A 16,781-nucleotide genomic window follows, 5' to 3' on the forward strand; every position below is an offset into this window, starting at 1 on the left:
AGCGGTCGCGCAGCGCCACCCAGCCCTCGGCGCGCTGTGAGGCAATATAGGCCTCGCAGGCTTCCCGTTGGGCGTCGAGGCTGTTGAACTCCATGTCGAGCCCTTCCTCGCTCGACTTGCGGGTGTAGATGGCGCAGCGCAGGCGGCGGACGGGTTCGGGCTTGGTGCGGCTCATGAACGGGCCTCCGCACCATGAGCCAGCCCGAAGAACTTCCACCCGTTCCAGTGACTGCCGGTGATCGCGCGCACCGCAGCCGAGAGCGACTTGAAGCGCCGGCCCTGCCATTCGAACCCGTCGGTCAAGACAGTGACGACCCTCTCCTCACCTTCCCATTCGCGCACCAGCTTGGTGCCGGGGATCGGGCGGCGGGGATCCGCGATCAGAGGGCCCGGCGCCCCCGAGGCGACCTCGGCCGCCAGCGCGTCCAGCGTGCGCCGCGTCGCGGGCTTGATCCCGCCATGGGCCAGTTCCTGGATGCGGTAGCCGATCCGCAGCTCCAGGTTCCCGCGACTGGCGTTGGGGGCGTGTTCGCCGAACATCACTCGCCACTTGCCCTGCAACTCGGGCACCGTCATCGCCTTCAGCGCCGCCAGTTCGGTCAGGACGTCGATCCCCTCCGCCTCGCGCGCGAGCGCGGCCTTTGCGCTTGGTTTCCTTGCATTTTTCCTCATGACTCGTCTCCAACTCGGTTTTGCACCTGTCTCCGACGACGGCGTCTGAGGGCGAGAATGTCCAGCGAACTGTCTCCGCTGAGCGGAGAATTCTCGTTCTTTTCCCGTGGGTTGGTCCGTGCGATGGCGCTGGCGAGGATTGCGGCCAACTCCGTCAGCCGCTCATCTGTGGAAAGCGTCTCGGCGGGCGGCGCGAAGGCGATGTCGTCTTGCATGGGGAGCGAACCTCCTGAGGCGATTTGCTCCGTGTTCGCCGCGCGTAGCGAGGGAATTCAAGTTAAAACAATAGGTTGTCGTAGGGGCGCGAAACCGAGAGAAGGAAAGCGGATGCGTTGATCAATGCCGCGTCGCTCTGCCAACCATTCGATCCGTCTTCAGCTGCAACGCTGCCCGCCACAGCGGCGTTTTCATGAACACCGCGTCCTCGAACCGATAGCTGGCCTCCCCGCGCTCCTGCTGCAGCAGGCCCGACCAGCAGAGCGGGCGCAGCACCTGTATGTAGAGCTGGCCCATCACCTCGTCGTAGCGCGGAAGCGGACCCGTCTCGGGCGCTCCAAACAGCACGCGGCGGAGGTGGCTGCCGGTGGCACCGTCTTCGGTCTCGACGTTCAGCACGTTCAGGAACACATCCCAGTTGCCGAGGATCGGTGGATCCTCGAAGCGCGACATGCTGGCGTGGTTGATGCGGAACAGGAAGAACGGGACGACCGTGCCGAAGATCCGGCCGGGATGGCCGACCAGCGCCTGGCCGGTCTTGGTGAGCCGAAACTCGCCCTTGTGGTGCCGACCGAGCTTCATCGCGATCATCAGATCGTGCAGCACCATGAGCGGGGCGAAGTCGGGCTCGTTCAGCACCTTGTTGACGGCGAAGAGGTCCGCCTCGGTGTGGCCGGGCCAGTCGAACTCGGCCGCGGCCCAGTGCACGAACACGCGCTTGAACGCCTTGGACGGGGTCAGGGGGATGCTGCCATGCGCGCCGATCCAGGCAAAGGTCTTCTCGACCCCACGCACCAGAGGCGAGAACGCCAGCGCCGGATCGGCATCGTCGATTTCCCGGAATGCGATCACCTCAGATCTCCCGCGCGAACCAACGGATGCGGCCGACGATGTGGATCTCGTCGGCCGTTCGTTCGTACTCGGGGTAGTGCTTGTTGTCGGAGATGACGCGCACCGCGGGCGGGTCGCTGTTCGGGATGTGCTCGAGCCGCTTGGCCACCAGCCCCATCCCGTCGTCCAGCACGAAGATGCCGGGCGGGTTGGGCGCGCGGCGGGCCATGTCGACCAGCACCGCGTCACCGCTCAGCAGCGTCGGCGCCATGCTGTCGCCCTCGACGTGCATGATGCGCAGCTGCGACGGGCTGGCCTTTAGCTTGTGGCGGATCCAGGAGCGGCGGAAGTGATAGACGCGGCCGGGGGTGTCGCCGTCCTCGGTCACGACCGCGCCGCCGCCCATCGCGGGGCGCGGGGTGGCGTGTGCGATCGCCACGAAGGCGTCGTCGGGGTTGTCCACGAAGGGGGGCTTGCCCTCGACCTCGCCCATGCCGTGGATCAGCCAGTCGCGGTCCACCTTCAGAACGCGGGCGACCTCGGCCAGGCGGTCGATGCCGGGGCGGGCGGAGCGGCCGCGCAGGATGTCGTAGACGAAGGAGCGGTTCACGCCGGCCATCTCGGCGACATGGGCAGGCGTCAGGCCGAGCTGGTGGGCGCGGGCCCGCAGGCGGTCGGCCAGGGTGTGCTGCTCGGTCATCTTGTCCCCAAGGGATTGTGGATAGATTGGGATAAAACAGGATTGATGCGGACCCGTCAAGCGATTAGAACAAAACCTAAACACTCGCTGCGCGGAATCGGGGGCCCGGATGGAGATCGAGAAGTCGTATTTCACCCTGCCGGAGGTCCTCGCGCGCTGGTCGATGGCCGAGGCGGACCTCATCTACCTTGCCGAGAACGACCAGCTGCGGCTGTCGATTCGGGTGTTCAACCTCGGCGTCGAGTTCGGCGACTACGAGGAGACGCCGGAGGGGGAGCGGTTCCCCGTGCCCTTCGAGCGGGGACCCTTCAACGGCCTCCTCGATCTCCACGCCCATGACGTCTTCCAGCTCTTCCGGCACGGCGAGGTGAAGCTCGCCCGCTTCCGTTCGCCGAAGGGCGACTATGCCTGCCTGACGGGGAAGCCCGAGCACATAAGCATCCGCCAGCGCGATCTTTTCCTCAGGCGGGAGGAGCGCGACCGGTTCGAGATCGAGACCGGATTCGCGGGAGCGGCGGCGGGTCCGCGCCCGGGCGCCTTCCATGCCTCGGCCGACTATCAGGACGCCCGCTGCAATGGCCAGCATTTCCGGCTGGGCGCGATCCAGGCGCAGGTCGTCCGCGCGCTGCACGAGGCGGCCGGGCGCGGCGAGCCGTGGCAGAGCGGCAAGGCGATCCTCGCCGCGGCGGGCTCGCGCAGCCTCAAGATGGCGGATGTCTTCAAGTCGAAGAAGAACTGGCGCCTCCTGATCGAGTCGGACGGCCGCGGCGCCTATCGCCTGCGCGGGCTCTGACCTCGCCCCATCCCTCCCATCCGCGCGTGTTCCCGATCCCTCCGTGGGATGCTGCGGGGGATGAGAGGGGGATGGCGATCCCTCGCAGGGCCGTTCTCCATTGGATTGAAAGGCTCCGGACAATCCCCCTCCGTATCCCCCGCCGATCCTGACGACATCCCATCGCGGGATTTCGCATCGTGCTCCCGACAAACGACACCGGGAGACGACGATGCAGCAGAAGACCTGCCTCACACAGAAGGAGCTTGCGCGGCGCTGGACGATCTCGCACCGCACGCTCGAGCGCTGGCGATGGGCCAAGGAAGGCCCCGCCTACATGAAGCTCGGCGGCCGGGTGGTCTACCGGCTCGAGGACATCATCGCCTTCGAGAAGGACCAGCTCACGCACACCGCCGACAGCGCGCGCGGGGCGGCATGATGGAGCGCCGGTCCGCCATCCGCGCCAGCGGGGTCGTGTCGATCTTCGGCGCCGCCGGTCCCGCGCTCGACGAGGTGGGGCTTTCCGCCTGGATCGCGCAGGCCGCCCCGGGCGAGGCGCTGGTCTATCACCGCGGCTTTCTCGCGGTGGATGCGACCGGCGCCGTCTCGAACCTCACGCCCGAGCGCCAGCGCACCCTGCGCGGTGTCGCCGCGGCCGCCCTGCGCGCCGCCGAGCAGCGGCTCGTCCACCTCGTGCAGGCCCGGCTCGGCCCCGACCACTTCGCCTACATCGCCGTCGCCCGTCCGAAGCCCGGACCCGCCGGCGCAGCCATCTCGATGCGCCTCCTCGAGGCCGCCTGATCCCATTCCCATCACGGAGACCCCCATGCCATCCCCTGAGAACACGCCCTCGATCGACGAGCTGATCAACCTGCCCGCGGGCGAGATCGCCCAGCTTCCGGTTGAGCTTCTGGCCGCCCTGCAGCGCGAGATCGACGCGGCTGCGAAGCAGATGAAGGCCGTTGCCGCGCGGTTTTCCACGGCACTCGAGATCCGTTACGCCAATCGCGCCGCCGAAGCCCGCCGCGCCTGTGGCAAGGACACCGGCACCGTGCGCCTGGTCGACGGTGACTTCACCGTGGTCGCCGACCTGCCCAAGCGCGTCGAATGGGACCAGGCCAAGCTTGCCGCCATGGTCGAGCGCATCCGTGCCGCCGGAGAGGATCCGGTCGAATATGTCGAGATCAGCTTCAAGGTGCCCGAGCGCGCCTATGCCGCCTGGCCCGAGGCGATCCGCCAGGGCTTCGAGCCCGCCCGCACCGTTAAGACCGGCGCGCTGAAGGTCGAGATCCTGCCGCAGGAGGATCGCGCGTGAGCCTGCCCATCATCACCGCCGACCAGCGGCTGGCCGAGACGCGGGGTGTCAAGGGCGTGATCTTTGGCCCCTCCGGGATCGGCAAGACCAGCCTGCTTTGGACGCTGGACGCCTCGACCACGCTGTTCTTCGACCTCGAGGCGGGCGACCTCGCCATCGAGGGGCTCCATATCGATGTGGTCCGGCCGCGCACCTGGAAGGAGTGTCGGGACTTCGCGGTCTTCATCGGCGGCCCGAACCCGGCGCTCCGGCCCGAACAGCCCTACAGCCAGGCGCATTTCGACGAGGTGTGCGGGCGGTTCAGAGATCCGGGCGTCCTCGCCAAATACGACACCGTCTTCATCGACTCGATCACCGTGGCCGGGCGGCTCTGCTTCCAGTGGTGCCGCGGTCAGCCCGAGGCGCATTCGGAGAAGACCAGCAAGCCGGACGTGCGCGGCGCCTACGGGCTGCACGGGCGCGAGATGATCGGCTGGCTGACCCACCTCCAGCACACGCGCGGCAAGAATGTCTGGTTCGTCGGGATTCTCGACGAGAAGCTCGACGACTTCAATCGCAAGGTCTTCGTCCCGCAGATCGACGGCGCGAAGACCGGGCTCGAGCTGCCCGGCATCGTCGATCAGGTCATCACCATGGCCAGCCTTCCGGACGAGCGGAACCGGCCCCAGCGGGCTTTCGTCTGCCAGACGCTGAACCCGTGGGGCTACCCGGCCAAGGACCGCTCCGGCCGCCTCGACCTCGTCGAGGAGCCCCATCTCGGCCGGCTGATGGAGAAGATCCGCGGGCCGCTGATTCCTGCGGAACGGCGGCTGACTTATTCGCCGCCGCAGCTGCCCGGGCCGCCCGGCGCGACGCCACCTGACACCCAATCCGCTCCCACAAACTGAAAGGACCCGAGCCATGTCCGGACTCTGGAACGACTTCAACGACGCCCAGTCCAACACCAACCTCATCCCCAAGGGCACGCTGGTAAAGGTGCGCCTGACGATCCGCCCCGGCGGTTTCGACGACCCTTCACAGGGCTGGACCGGGGGTTACGCAACCCGTGGCTCGACCGGCGCCGTGTATCTCAATGGCGAGTTCACGGTCACCGAGGGCCAATACGCCCGGCGCAAGATCTTCACCCTGATCGGGCTCTACAGCCCGAAGGGGCCGGATTGGGCGAACATGGGCCGCAGCCTGATCCGCGGCATGCTGAACTCTGCCCGCGGGATCTCGGACAAGGACCAGTCCCCACAGGCGCAGGCGGCGCGGCGCATCAACGGCTTCGCCGATCTCGACGGGATCGAGTTCGTCGCCCGCATCGACGTCGGCAGCGACGCCATGGGCGAGGAGAAGAACGAGATCCGCGCGGCGGTCACGCCCGACCATCGCGACTATGCGCAGGTCATGGGGCTGGCCGCGCACCATGGCTACCAGCCGCCCGTGCAGCCCGCGCCGCAGCACTCGGTCCAGCCGCCCGCAACATCGCCGGTGCCGGGCCGTCCTGCCTGGGCGCAGTGAGGGCGCGATGCTCCTCCGTCCCCGCCAGAAACTCTTCGTGGAGCGCAGCCTCGCTGCGCTCTCCGCCCGCGACAACACGCTGGGCGTGGCGCCCACCGGCGCGGGCAAGACGATCATGCTCTCGGCCGTGACCGGCAGGATGACCGGGGACGGCGCAAAGGTTTGCGTCCTCGCGCATCGTGACGAGCTGACCAGCCAGAACCGGGCGAAGTTCGCCCGGGTCAATCCAGACACGGAGACCTCCGTCGTCGATGCCACGACCAAGTCCTGGGAGGGCCAGGTCGCCTTCGCCATGGCGCCGACGCTGTCCCGCGCCGCCAATCTCGCGGCCATGCCGAAGCTCGATCTGCTGGTGATCGACGAAGCGCATCACGCGGTGGCCGACAGCTATCGCCGCATCATCGACCGGGTGCGCGACGCCAATCCGGACGCCCGCGTCTTCGGCGTCACGGCGACGCCGAACCGGGGCGACAGGAAGGGGTTGCGCGAGGTCTTCGACAACGTCGCCGACCAGGTCCGGCTGGGCGAGCTCATCGCCTCGGGCCACCTCGTGCCGCCACGCACCTTCGTCATCGACGTCGGCGTGCAGGAGCAGCTGCGCGCCGTCCGCAAGACTGCCGACGACTACGACATGGCCGCCGTTGCGGCGATCATGAACCGCGCGCCCATCACCGAGGAGGTGGTCCGGCACTGGGAGGAGAAGGCCGGGAACCGGCAGACGGTCGTCTTCTGCTCGACCGTCGCGCACGCCATGGACGTGGCGACCGCCTTCAACGAGGCCGGGAACCCGGCCGCCGTTGTCCTTGGCGACATGGGCTCCACTGAGCGGAGGATGGTGCTCGAAGCCTATGCGACCGGCGAGGTGCAGGTCATCGTCAACGTCGCGGTCCTGACCGAAGGCTGGGACCACCCGCCCACCTCCTGTGTCGTGCTGCTGCGGCCCAGCTCCTGCAAGTCCACGATGATCCAGATGGTCGGGCGGGGCCTGCGTACCGTCGATCCGGCCGAGCATCCCGGTGTGGTCAAGACCGACTGCATCGTGCTGGACTTCGGGATCTCGAGCCTGACGCACGGAACGCTGGAGCAGGACGTCGATCTGGACGGTCGCGATCCTGAACCGGGCGAAGCCCCGACGAAGACCTGTCCGGAATGCGCGGCGGAGATCCCGCTCGCCTCGCGCCAGTGCCCGATCTGCGGCCACGCGTTCCTGCGCGACGGGGCGCCGCCCCTGGAAAGCGTCCTCCTGTCCGAGATCGACCTGCTGAACCGGTCGAGTTTCGTGTGGGAGGACTTGTTCGGCGACGACGCGGCGCTCATGGCGAGCGGCTTCAACGCCTGGGGCGGCGTGTTCTTCCTCGAGGGCCGCTGGCATGCCGTGGGCGGCGCGAAGGGCTTGGCGCCCCGACTTCTGGGTGTGGGCGAGCGGACGGTCTGCCTCGCGCAGGCCGACGATTGGCTGAACGCGCATGAGACCGACGAGAGCGCGTTCAAGTCGAAGCGCTGGCTGACGCAAGCGCCGACCGAGAAACAGCTGCAATACCTCTCGCCCGCGCAGCGGCAGGATTACGGCCTCACCCGCTACCGGGCGTCCGCGCTGATCACCTTCCAGTTCAACCGGCGCGACATTCGCCGGCTCGTCATGTCGGCCGCGCCCGAGCGGAGGGCGGCGTGAACCATGTCGCGCAAGTCCCATCCCCGCCCGCAGAGGCTCCGGATCGACCGGGCCTTGAGCGCCTCTGGCATCCGCGCCCGGTCCTCTGCGCCATCTGCTCTGCCCGCACGCGTGGCTTCGGCTGGTTCGATCTTCACCGTCCGCGGTCTCACCGCACCCGCCGCTGGTTCTGCTCCATCGGCTGCCAGGCGGCCTTCACCCGCAAAGCGAAAGGAGGACTGAGCATGGTCGATTTCACCGAAGAGGAAACCCGGGCGCTGCCCGCCGTCATGCGCGCTCTCGCCCCCGAGATGGAGCGGATCGGCTGGGACCGGCCGCTGGGCCAGCTGACGCAGAACGACATGCACCGGCTGATCGTCACCACCATCGAGGCCTTCCGCGCCGAGATGGCCGAGATCGCCAGCCAGTCGGAGATCCCGTTCTGATGCTGGATTACAACCACCGCCCGGTCATAGCCGAGCGCATCAACGCGGCCGTGGACGCCGCGCTTGAGGCTGCACACGCTGCAACTCCGCCGCGCGACTATCTCGGGGCGTCGCGGCTGGGCCACGCCTGCGAGCGGGCCCTGCAGTTCGAATTCGCGGGCGCACCGAAGGACGAGGGCCAGGGCTTCTCCGGCCGGTCGCTGCGGATCTTCGCCATCGGGCACCAGCTCGAGGATCTTGCCATCCGCTGGCTGCGGGCGGCTGGGCTCGATCTGGTCACCCAGAAGCGGGACGGCGGCCAGTTCGGCTTCTCCGTCGCGGGTGGGCGCATCCGCGGTCATGTCGACGGGATCGTCGCCGAGGCGCCCGCGGCGCTGAGGCTGCGCACCCCGGCGCTCTGGGAGTGCAAGACGATGAACGCGAAGAACTGGCGCGAGACGGTGGCCAAGGGCGTGACCGTGTCGAAGCCCGTCTATGCCGCGCAGATCGCGCTCTACCAGGCCTACATGGAAGCCACCGCGCCGGGCATCAGCGGGGCCCCCGCGCTCTTCACCGCGATCAACAAGGACACGGCCGAGCTGCACCACGAGCTCGTCCCCTTCGACGCGGATCTCGCGCAGCGCATGTCGGACCGGGGCGTGCGGATCCTGCGGGCGACGGATGCGGGCGAACTGCTGCCGCGCATCGCCGCCAATCGCGGCTTCTTCGAATGCCGGTTCTGCCCATGGGCCGGGCGCTGCTGGAGCCTGCCGGCATGAGCGACGACAACATCATCCACTTCAACCCCTGGCGGGATTTCAACGACGCGGCGCCGTTGGACGATCCCTTCGCGGTCGAACCGGACGCAGGGCAGATCGCCCGCTTCTTCGACGTGGTCTTCGGCTATTCCGAAGGCCTGATCCCGGTCCGCGGCTTCGTCGACAAGGGCCAGGGCAATGACGGCCGTCCCCACAACATCTGGATCGAGGCGGACGCCACCGCGCCCGAGAAGCTCGCGATCTTCGCCGGCTGGGCGACGCGCGAGGGCGCGGCGGTCTATGTCATTCCCGGCACGGTGGCCGAGTCCGGGCAGGCCCGCGCCGCCGACGTGCTGCAGATGCAGAGCCTCGTGGTCGATCTCGACTCGGGCGATATCCCGGCCAAGCTCCATCACCTCGTCCACCATCTCGGCCGACCGACCCTGATCGTCGAGAGCGGTGGGCGCACGCCCGAGGGCGCGACCAAGCTCCATGTCTGGTGGAAGCTGACCGAGCCCGCGGAGGGCGCCGACCTCGCCCGGCTCTGCGCGCTCCGCGGCGAAATCGCGCTGAAGGTCGGTGGCGACACACATTTCCGCTCGGCGCACCAGCCGATCCGCGTGCCCGGCACGGTCTATCACAAGGGCGGGCTTTCCCGGCTCGTCCAGATCAGCGAGGCGACCGCGCTCGAGGTCGATCTCGCCGAGATGGCAGAGCGCGTCGCCGACATGCCGCCCATGCCCGGCGTCGGCATGGCCACGGCCGAGCCCCGCGAGAAACCCGCCATCGACGATGTGCTGGTGACCCCCGTTCACGAGGGCGGCGCGGACGACTGGTCCCGCTTCGAGGGCGCCTCGGCCGCCATCGGCTATTTCCTGCGGCTGGTCCACGAGGGCCGGATGTCGATGGACGAGGGCTGGACGGCGATCTGCGGCTACAACGCCGCGATGCTGCGCCCCTGCTGGCCGCTCGACCGGCTGAAGCGCGAGACCAACCGCCTGTGGGAGCTGCATATCAAGCGGCACGGGCCGCCGCTGATCCGCCTCGACAGCGCGGCGCCTGCGCAAAAAGACCTGCCGACCTTCAGCCTAGGCGCGCTGCTCGACGACACCACCCCGATGCCCGACGACATCATCGGCCCGCGTGTCCTGACGCCGGGCGGGCTCCTGGTGCTAGGCGGCGCGCCCAAGGTGGGCAAAAGCGACCTGCTGATCGCATGGCTCGTGCACATGGCGGCGGGCGTGCCCTTCCTCGGCTTCACCCCGCCGCGACCGTTGCGGATCTTCTACCTGCAGGCCGAGATCCAGTATCACTACCTGCGCGAGCGCCTGCGTCAGATCGGCCTGCCGTCCGAGCTGATCGCCGCCGCGCGCGACAACCTGATCGTCACGCCGAAACTGCGCATGCTCCTCGATGCCGAGGGCAGCGCGCGCGTGGCCGAGGCGATCAAGGCTGCGTTCCCCGACGAAGCTCTCGACATCCTCTGCATCGACCCGATCCGCAACCTCTTCGACGGCGGCCCCGACGGCGGCGGCGAGAACGACAACGCCGCGATGATGTTCTTCCTCAAGGACCGGATCGAGGTGCTGCGCGACCACGTCAACCCGGACTGCGGCGTGATTCTCGTCCACCACACCAGGAAGCTCTCGAAGCACCAGGTGAAGGAGGATCCGTTCCTCGCGCTTTCCGGCGCCAGCGCGCTCCGGGGCTTCTACACCACCGGCCTGATCCTGCACCGGCCCGAAGAGGAGTCGACCCAGCGCCGCCTCGAGATCGAGCTCCGGAACGGCCCCGCGCTGCCCGCGAAGCTCGTGGACAAGGTCAGGGGCAAATGGGTCGAGATCGACCCGATGAACGAGCGGCTCGTGCGCCCCGAGGTCGGTGCCAGGCATGACGCCGAGCGCGACCGCAAGCGGGACGTGATCCTCTCGATCCTGCTCGAGGAGGCGGCCGAGGGACGGCTCTACACCATCAACCAGTTTGCCGAGGCCTTCGAGAACAAGGGCGGTCTGGGCGGCAAGGATACGATCCGCGACCGGATCGCGGTGCAGGCCACCAAGGGCGCCATCAAGTTCGTCCGCGATGGCGCCCCCTACGGGCTCGGGCCGTCGCGATCGCGCTTCGGCTATCTCTGCGTCGAGGGGATGGTCATGCCCACGGACGGCGAGGCGGTAGATCCGGCAACCGGAGAGGTCACTGCCGCCAGCATCGTGGTCCTGCCCACCCACTACAAATCGCCGCAGACCGGGGCGCTCCTCGAGGTCGAGAACCCGCATGTCTGGGTCTATCCGGAGGGGGAGCGGCCATGATCGCCCCCGCAGAACGCTTCGCGCAGAATTGCGCAGGAGCCAGCTTCACCCAGATGCGGGGCTTCTCCGAAACTGCCTCGCCATCGTTTCGCGGACCCCCGCAAATGTCCGACGTGGCCAGTTTCGGCCCGCTTCCGAAACTGCCCCCGCAAGATTGCGCTCGGACCGCAACCGCTACTCGGCAACCAGTTTCGGCTGAGTCACCCGGTATCGACCATCCGAAACTGGAAATCTCATTTCCTGTCAATGGGTTGATGCAGGTTTCCAGTTTCGGGGGTGAAACCACCCCCTACGGGGGTGGGGGAGAACGCCGCAGGCGGGTTCTCCCACGCCCATCCCCGGGGGTTTCGCGCGCGTGGCCCGTCCTCGCTCCAACCCTCCGATCCGACGACAGCGGCCCCGTACCGCCAAGCACCAGACCGCCGTCGTCTTCCACCCGAGCAGCCAACCAGAAGAGGAGACCACCCATGGCTGACCTGACTCTCGCCACACACCGCTGCGAGGCAATCCCCGTTCTGGCACCGTACCCCCGTGCCAACCGCGCGATGCTGGCGCTCGACCTCGGCACCACGACGGGATGGGCGCTGCACGGCATCGACGGGCTGATCACCAGTGGCACGGTCAGCTTCCGCCCCGGCCGTTTCGATGGCGGTGGCATGCGGTATCTCCGCTTCACCAACTGGCTGACCGAGATCGACCGCCTGACCGGACCCGTCGCCGCCATCTGGTTCGAGGAGGTCCGCCGCCACGCGGCCACCGACGCGGCCCATGTCTATGGCGGCCTGATGGCCACGCTGACTGCATGGGCCGAACTGCGCGGCATTCCCTACGAGGGCGTCCCGGTCGGCACGATCAAGCGGCACGCCACGGGCAAGGGCAACGCTCCCAAGGAGGCGATGATCTCCGCGGCCCGGGCGCGCGGCTTCAGCCCCGCCGACGACAACGAGGCCGATGCCATCGCGATCCTGCTCTGGGCGCTGGAGACCAAGGGGGGCCTGCAATGAGGTGGCATCCCCGCGGCTACGGCGGCGAGCGCCGCAACCCCGAACAGGTCAAGCGCGACGGCTGGAAGGAGCAACGCATCTTCGCAGTTTCCCTTGACGACCAGAGACTTACTTGGCCTGAGCGGGAGCTGGTGCGGCAACTCGGCGAGCGTCTCTACGGTGCGCGCCCGACACAACGAGAGGTGCAGGAATGACCCATTGGACACCAGACGAGGTGGAAGCGCGGCTCGCCGAGGCCGGGATGATCCTTCGCCGACTGCCCGAGCCCCGGCGCAACGGCTACTTCAGCACATGGCCCGAGATCATCCACGGCTTCGCCGACAGGGTGGGCCAGGAGCCCAAGCCCATGCGGGTCTCGCCCTCGCCGAGGGACATCGCGCGCATGGAGGAGACGCTGACCTGGACGAACTGCCTCGAACCCATCGACGGCAAGATCGTCTGGATGAAGGCGCATGACGAACGCTGGAAGAACATCTGCTGGCACGTCGGGCTCTGCCACGCCGCCGCGCACCAGCACTGGCGCTATGGCCTTTCCCTGATCGCGCTGACCCTCAACAAGCGGCCCTTCAACCGGAAGCTTCCGATCCTCGAGGTCATCAAGCTGGCGCGCAGCCTGTAGGAAAGTCTCGTGTAGAGGGTTTTCGCGCAGACAAAAGCGCCGCTCCCGGGCTAGAAAGTGGATATGCTCGGGAGAGGCGCGCGCGGCGGGGACGCTGCGAAGCTGGCTTCCGGGACCAGCGAAGGGACCAGTCAGAGTCCAAGCGTCCAAGCCTTTGTAATCTTGGTTCCTTCCAGGCGATATTCGTATGCTGGCGGGCGAAGCGCGGCACATCGCCAGCGACAGGGCCGGATTTTTGGGAAGCCACCCGGAATCCGGATCCACCTGACCCTGCGCAAACACCAATGAACGCTGGCCTTTGGGCTGGATACCCCGGATGCCGCTGGACCCCGTGTGGAGTCCAGCGCGGCATTCGGTATCCGGAATCCGGCCAGCATCCACCATCACATCGGAACCCACCCGCCCATGACGCTGAGCTTCGCCCCCGAGCGGATCGAGACCTGGCCGCTGTCGCGCCTCCAGCCCTACGCAAGGAACGCGAAGACCCATGGCGCGGACCAGGTCGCGAAGATCGCCGCCAGCATGGCCGAGTTCGGTTGGACCGTGCCGTGCCTCGTCGGCGAGGACGGCGAGTTGATCGCGGGGCACGGACGCGTGCTGGCCGCGACGCAGTTGGGGCTGACCGAAGCGCCGGTGATCGTGCTGGGCCACCTGACCGAGGCGCAGCGGCGGGCGTACCGCATCGCGGACAACAAGCTGACCGAACTCGGCACCTGGGACGAGGCACTGCTGTCGGCGGAACTGAATGACCTCCTGGCCGAGGATTTCGACCTGTCGCTGGTCGGCTTTTCCGACGGCGAGTTGGACAAGCTCCTGGCCTTCGTGCCGGAAGGGGACGGTGAAGAAGGTGGCGCCGGGGGCTCCGTGCCGCCGGTGACCATCCCCGAGCCGCCGCGCAACCCGGCGTCGCGGACGGGAGATCTCTGGATCCTCGGCGACCATCGCCTGCTCTGCGGCGACAGCACCAGCGCGGCCGACGTGCGCCGCCTGATGAACGGCGAGAGGGCGATCCTGTTCGCGACGGACCCGCCCTATCTGGTGGACTACGACGGCTCGAACCATCCCACGCGCAACAAGGACTGGTCGCAGTCCTACGGCGTGACTTGGGACGACAGTTCGCAGGGCGCGGAGCTGTATGACGGCTTCATCGCCGCGGCCGTGGCCGAGGCTATCGCCGAGGACGCCGCCTGGTACTGCTGGCACGCCTCGCGTCGCCAAGCGATGCTCGAAGCCTGCTGGGAGAAGGCCGGCGCCTTCGTCCACCAGCAGATCATCTGGGTGAAGGATCGCGGCGTCCTGACCCGGTCCCACTACCTCTGGAAGCACGAGCCCTGCTTCATGGGATGGCGCCGCCCGAACCGCCCGCCGAAGGTCGCCGAGGAAACCCTGCCGTCGACATGGGCGCTGCCCAGCTTTGCCAAAGACGAGCGGCCCGACCACCCGACGCCGAAACCGCTCGACGCCTTCGGGATCCCGATGCGCCAGCACGTCGCCCGTGGCGGCCTCTGTTACGAGCCGTTCTCGGGCTCCGGCTCGCAGATCATGGCGGGCGAAGCCAACGGCCGCCGCGTCTTCGCGATGGAAATCAGCCCGGCCTATGTCGATGTCGCCGTCGAACGCTGGCAGGCCGAGACCGGCCGCGACGCGATCCTCGACGGCGATGGTCGGACTTTCGCGCAGGTGAGGACCGCGCGGCTGGGCGAGAAAGTCGCCTCAGGGGCCGACGCCGCCGCGTGATGGCCGTCTACTACAACGACGCCGATCCCGCGGCCTGCGCCTGGCTGCGGGAGCTGATCGAGGCCGGACAGCTGCCGCCCGGCGAGGTGGACGGGCGCTCCATCCTGGAGGTGGAGCCCGCCGACCTGCGCGGCTTCGCGCAATGCCACTTCTTCGCCGGGATCGGCGGCTGGCCCCATGCGCTGCGCCTCGCGGGCGTGGCCGGGGACCAGTCCGTCTGGACCGGCTCGCCGCCCTGCCAGCCCTTCAGCCAGGCGGGGCAGCGCAAGGGACAGGACGATGACCGCCATCTCGCCCCCGCCTTCCTGCGGCTCGTCGCCGCCTGCCGACCGGGGCTCGTCTTCGGCGAGCAGGTCGCCAGCGCGGCGGTGCTCGGACCATCTGGGCGAACGGCTGGAACGGAGACTGAGGGCGCGGCTGCATGGGCGTGGTTCGACGCTCTGGCGGCTGACCTGGAAGCGGCATCTTACGCCGTCGCGGCGGCCGATCTGCCGGCTGCGTGCGTCGGCGCCCCGCACATCCGCCAGCGGCTGTTCTTCGGCGCCGTCGCCCTGGGGCCGGGCGGACCGGGCGGGCTGGGCCACCGCCTCGGCGCGGGATCACAAGGACGGATCGGAATGCCGGGCAGTGCCGATCAACGCGCTGCTCGGCCGGCAGGTCTGGCTGGCGGGCTGGCCGACGGCGATGGCGGGCACGCCCGCGACGGCAGCGTACAACGCCGCCGGCAACACCGATGCGAGCCGCCGGACGGTGAAGCTGGTGGACTGGTCGACCTCGCCGACCCCGCCGGGACCGGCGCGACGGACGGCGTCTGGCGAGCTGCGGACTGGCTTCTCTGCCGCGATGGACGCTGGCGGCCCGTTGAGCCCGGAACATTCCCGCTGGCTGATGGGGTATCCGGCCGCATGGGGCTTCTGCGGGGCTACGGCAATGCGATCGTGCCGCCGCTCGCGGCGGAGTTCGTGACGGCCTTCATGGAGAGCCTGCAATGAGGCAGAGCCGGATGATGTCGCTGGTCGAGGCCGCGACGAACGTCGTCGTCGGTTATGTGCTGGCCATCGCCACGCAGATCGTCGTGTTCCCGTGGTTCGGGATCGAGACGGGGCTGGCCGAGCATCTGACCATCGGCCTCGCCTTTGTCGGCGTCTCGCTGGCGCGTTCCTTCGCCCTGCGGCGGGTCTTCGAGGCTATCCGGATGCGGAGCGCCAGATGATCGACCGCCGCCCCGGCGGGCCGGCGGCCATCAGCTTGTCGGGGTCCGGCGCGTCAGGCGACAGGGAGCTTGTACACGCGCCCGCGCCCCTCGACCTTCTCCGAGGTCACCTCGAGCCCGAGCTTCTTCTTCAGCGCCCCGGCCATCGCGCCGCGCACCGTGTGCGACTGCCAGCCCGTCGCGCCCATGATCTCCTCGATGGTCGCGCAGTCCGGCGCGCGCAGCATGGCGATCAGGGTGGCCTGCTTCGTCCCCCCGCGCGGCGTGCGCGCCTTGGACGCAGTTTCGGTCTCGGTGGGGGTGTCCGTCGCGGGCGCGTCGCTCGGCGGTTCGTCGGCGTCCGCAGGCGCGCAGTTCGCGTCCTCGGGCTCGATGCCGATGGCGGCGAGGCCCGCGTCGGTGATGCGCAGCAGGATGGCGCGGCCGTCCGCGTCGTTGCGCCAGAAGCGGTTGAGGGCGGCATCGGCCTTCGTCCGGCTGTCGGTGACGATCTCCGCGACGAGCCCGCGGGCAAGGAGCGCGCCGATCACCTTGACCGCGGCGCCGCCGCGCAGGGACCCGGGCAGCGGCAGGAGGTTGCGGTCGCCGCGCTGCGCGGCGGCGGCGAGGATGATGGCCTGGGTGTCGGAAAGCTTGGTCATGGGGTCGTCTCCGGATTCGGGCCCGCGTGATGCGGCGCCTTCTACGACCCGTTCGCCCGACTTACGCGGCCCCGCGGGGGGCCACGGTTCGGGCTCACCGCGCGCTGGCGCGGGGGGAGTTCCGGCAGCGCCGGAGATCAGCGGGCGTGCTCGCCCTCGCCGAAGGCGCTGTCGGTGATGCGCTTCAGAAGTTCGGCGTAGTATTCGAGGGTGCCGACCATGGCCCAGCCCACCTCGTCGGGGTGGCAGCCGAAATGGTCGTCGCTGAGCGCCTGCAGGCGGGCGAGCATCTGGTCGATCTCGGCCTTCTTGCCGATGAAGGCGTTCAGCGCCGCCTCTCGATTGCGGCGTACCTTTTCGGCGCGGGCCTCAAGGCGGGGGGTGGCGATCGGGTTCGGGCGGGTCATCGGGGTGC

The 16,781-nt window shown here is 68.7% G+C and carries 22 protein-coding genes and 1 pseudogene; 16 read left to right on the plus strand and 7 right to left on the minus strand.

What is annotated here, in order from left to right; genetic code table 11:
- From EZM81_RS18600 to EZM81_RS17210, 5 genes and pseudogenes are all read right to left on the minus strand, one after another.
- A pseudogene (locus tag EZM81_RS18600) lies at window positions 1–175 on the minus strand (recombinase family protein); the annotation flags it as partial.
- Window positions 172–672, minus strand: a complete 501-nt coding sequence (locus EZM81_RS17195; protein WP_136646607.1) for a DUF2924 domain-containing protein — start codon at window positions 670–672, stop codon at window positions 172–174. The pseudogene EZM81_RS18600 and the gene EZM81_RS17195, both read right to left, overlap by 4 nt.
- The gene (locus EZM81_RS17200; RefSeq protein ID WP_136646608.1) at window positions 669–887 is read right to left on the minus strand and encodes a hypothetical protein; all 219 of its coding nucleotides are present in this window, start codon (window positions 885–887) and stop codon (window positions 669–671) included. The genes EZM81_RS17195 and EZM81_RS17200 overlap by 4 nt, the downstream gene beginning before the upstream one ends.
- 121 nt (window positions 888–1,008) lie before the next feature.
- Window positions 1,009–1,740, minus strand: a complete 732-nt coding sequence (locus tag EZM81_RS17205; RefSeq protein WP_136646609.1) for a hypothetical protein — start codon at window positions 1,738–1,740, stop codon at window positions 1,009–1,011.
- A 1-nt stretch (window position 1,741) separates the two neighbouring features.
- Window positions 1,742–2,419, minus strand: a complete 678-nt coding sequence (locus tag EZM81_RS17210; protein ID WP_136646610.1) for a LexA family transcriptional regulator — start codon at window positions 2,417–2,419, stop codon at window positions 1,742–1,744.
- Between the two features lie 109 nt (window positions 2,420–2,528).
- Here EZM81_RS17210 and EZM81_RS17215 point away from each other — a divergent pair, with 109 nt between their 5' ends.
- From EZM81_RS17215 to EZM81_RS17290, 16 genes are all read left to right on the plus strand, one after another.
- A complete protein-coding gene (locus tag EZM81_RS17215) occupies window positions 2,529–3,212 on the plus strand; it encodes a hypothetical protein (RefSeq protein ID WP_169052406.1) in 684 nt (227 codons plus the stop codon).
- A 211-nt stretch (window positions 3,213–3,423) separates the two neighbouring features.
- A complete protein-coding gene (locus EZM81_RS17220; RefSeq protein WP_136646612.1) occupies window positions 3,424–3,630 on the plus strand; it encodes an AlpA family transcriptional regulator in 207 nt (68 codons plus the stop codon).
- Complete coding sequence (locus tag EZM81_RS17225; protein WP_248298267.1) at window positions 3,627–3,992, plus strand: hypothetical protein; 366 nt, start codon at window positions 3,627–3,629, stop codon at window positions 3,990–3,992. Before EZM81_RS17220 ends, EZM81_RS17225 begins: the two co-directional genes overlap by 4 nt.
- Before the next feature lie 25 nt (window positions 3,993–4,017).
- Window positions 4,018–4,506 carry a hypothetical protein gene (locus EZM81_RS17230; RefSeq protein ID WP_136646614.1) on the plus strand — a complete coding sequence of 163 codons (489 nt, stop codon included), beginning with the start codon at window positions 4,018–4,020 and terminating at the stop codon, window positions 4,504–4,506.
- Complete coding sequence (locus tag EZM81_RS17235; protein ID WP_136646615.1) at window positions 4,503–5,393, plus strand: ATP-binding protein; 891 nt, start codon at window positions 4,503–4,505, stop codon at window positions 5,391–5,393. The genes EZM81_RS17230 and EZM81_RS17235 overlap by 4 nt, the downstream gene beginning before the upstream one ends.
- A gap of 13 nt (window positions 5,394–5,406) precedes the next feature.
- Window positions 5,407–6,009 (plus strand): hypothetical protein, encoded by a 603-nt coding sequence (locus tag EZM81_RS17240; protein WP_136646616.1) that lies wholly within the window; start codon window positions 5,407–5,409, stop codon window positions 6,007–6,009.
- A 7-nt stretch (window positions 6,010–6,016) separates the two neighbouring features.
- The gene (locus tag EZM81_RS17245; RefSeq protein ID WP_136646617.1) at window positions 6,017–7,681 is read left to right on the plus strand and encodes a DEAD/DEAH box helicase; all 1,665 of its coding nucleotides are present in this window, start codon (window positions 6,017–6,019) and stop codon (window positions 7,679–7,681) included.
- A 224-nt stretch (window positions 7,682–7,905) separates the two neighbouring features.
- Window positions 7,906–8,106 (plus strand): DUF6511 domain-containing protein, encoded by a 201-nt coding sequence (locus EZM81_RS17250; protein WP_136646618.1) that lies wholly within the window; start codon window positions 7,906–7,908, stop codon window positions 8,104–8,106.
- Window positions 8,106–8,864, plus strand: coding sequence for a PD-(D/E)XK nuclease family protein (locus EZM81_RS17255; RefSeq protein ID WP_136646619.1), 759 nt, complete (start codon window positions 8,106–8,108; stop codon window positions 8,862–8,864). The genes EZM81_RS17250 and EZM81_RS17255 overlap by 1 nt, the downstream gene beginning before the upstream one ends.
- Entirely contained in the window at window positions 8,861–11,152 is a 2,292-nt protein-coding gene (locus EZM81_RS17260; RefSeq protein ID WP_136646620.1) for an AAA family ATPase, read from the plus strand. The genes EZM81_RS17255 and EZM81_RS17260 overlap by 4 nt, the downstream gene beginning before the upstream one ends.
- A gap of 467 nt (window positions 11,153–11,619) precedes the next feature.
- Window positions 11,620–12,156: a crossover junction endodeoxyribonuclease RuvC gene (locus EZM81_RS17265; RefSeq protein ID WP_136646621.1), complete on the plus strand. Its 537-nt coding sequence runs from the start codon at window positions 11,620–11,622 to the stop codon at window positions 12,154–12,156.
- Entirely contained in the window at window positions 12,153–12,350 is a 198-nt protein-coding gene (locus EZM81_RS17270; RefSeq protein WP_136646622.1) for a hypothetical protein, read from the plus strand. Before EZM81_RS17265 ends, EZM81_RS17270 begins: the two co-directional genes overlap by 4 nt.
- Window positions 12,347–12,775 carry a DUF6362 family protein gene (locus tag EZM81_RS17275; RefSeq protein WP_136646623.1) on the plus strand — a complete coding sequence of 143 codons (429 nt, stop codon included), beginning with the start codon at window positions 12,347–12,349 and terminating at the stop codon, window positions 12,773–12,775. The genes EZM81_RS17270 and EZM81_RS17275 overlap by 4 nt, the downstream gene beginning before the upstream one ends.
- 405 nt (window positions 12,776–13,180) lie before the next feature.
- On the plus strand, window positions 13,181–14,512 hold the full coding sequence (locus EZM81_RS17280; protein ID WP_136646624.1) for a site-specific DNA-methyltransferase: 1,332 nt from the start codon (window positions 13,181–13,183) through the stop codon (window positions 14,510–14,512).
- A complete protein-coding gene (locus EZM81_RS17285; protein ID WP_136646625.1) occupies window positions 14,512–15,504 on the plus strand; it encodes a DNA cytosine methyltransferase in 993 nt (330 codons plus the stop codon). Before EZM81_RS17280 ends, EZM81_RS17285 begins: the two co-directional genes overlap by 1 nt.
- Complete coding sequence (locus EZM81_RS17290; RefSeq protein ID WP_136646626.1) at window positions 15,501–15,725, plus strand: hypothetical protein; 225 nt, start codon at window positions 15,501–15,503, stop codon at window positions 15,723–15,725. Before EZM81_RS17285 ends, EZM81_RS17290 begins: the two co-directional genes overlap by 4 nt.
- A 53-nt stretch (window positions 15,726–15,778) precedes the next feature.
- Here EZM81_RS17290 and EZM81_RS17295 read toward each other — a convergent pair whose 3' ends face one another.
- Together EZM81_RS17295 and EZM81_RS17300 are read right to left on the minus strand one after the other, a co-directional pair.
- Window positions 15,779–16,366, minus strand: a complete 588-nt coding sequence (locus EZM81_RS17295) for a DUF3489 domain-containing protein (protein WP_136646627.1) — start codon at window positions 16,364–16,366, stop codon at window positions 15,779–15,781.
- Window positions 16,367–16,503: 137 nt separating this feature from the next.
- Complete coding sequence (locus EZM81_RS17300; protein WP_136646628.1) at window positions 16,504–16,773, minus strand: hypothetical protein; 270 nt, start codon at window positions 16,771–16,773, stop codon at window positions 16,504–16,506.
- Window positions 16,774–16,781: the final 8 nt, after the last annotated feature.

It is taken from the genome of Tabrizicola sp. YIM 78059 (assembly GCF_004959785.1).
In the GTDB taxonomy this organism is placed as follows: Bacteria; Pseudomonadota; Alphaproteobacteria; order Rhodobacterales; family Rhodobacteraceae; genus Tabrizicola; species Tabrizicola caldifontis.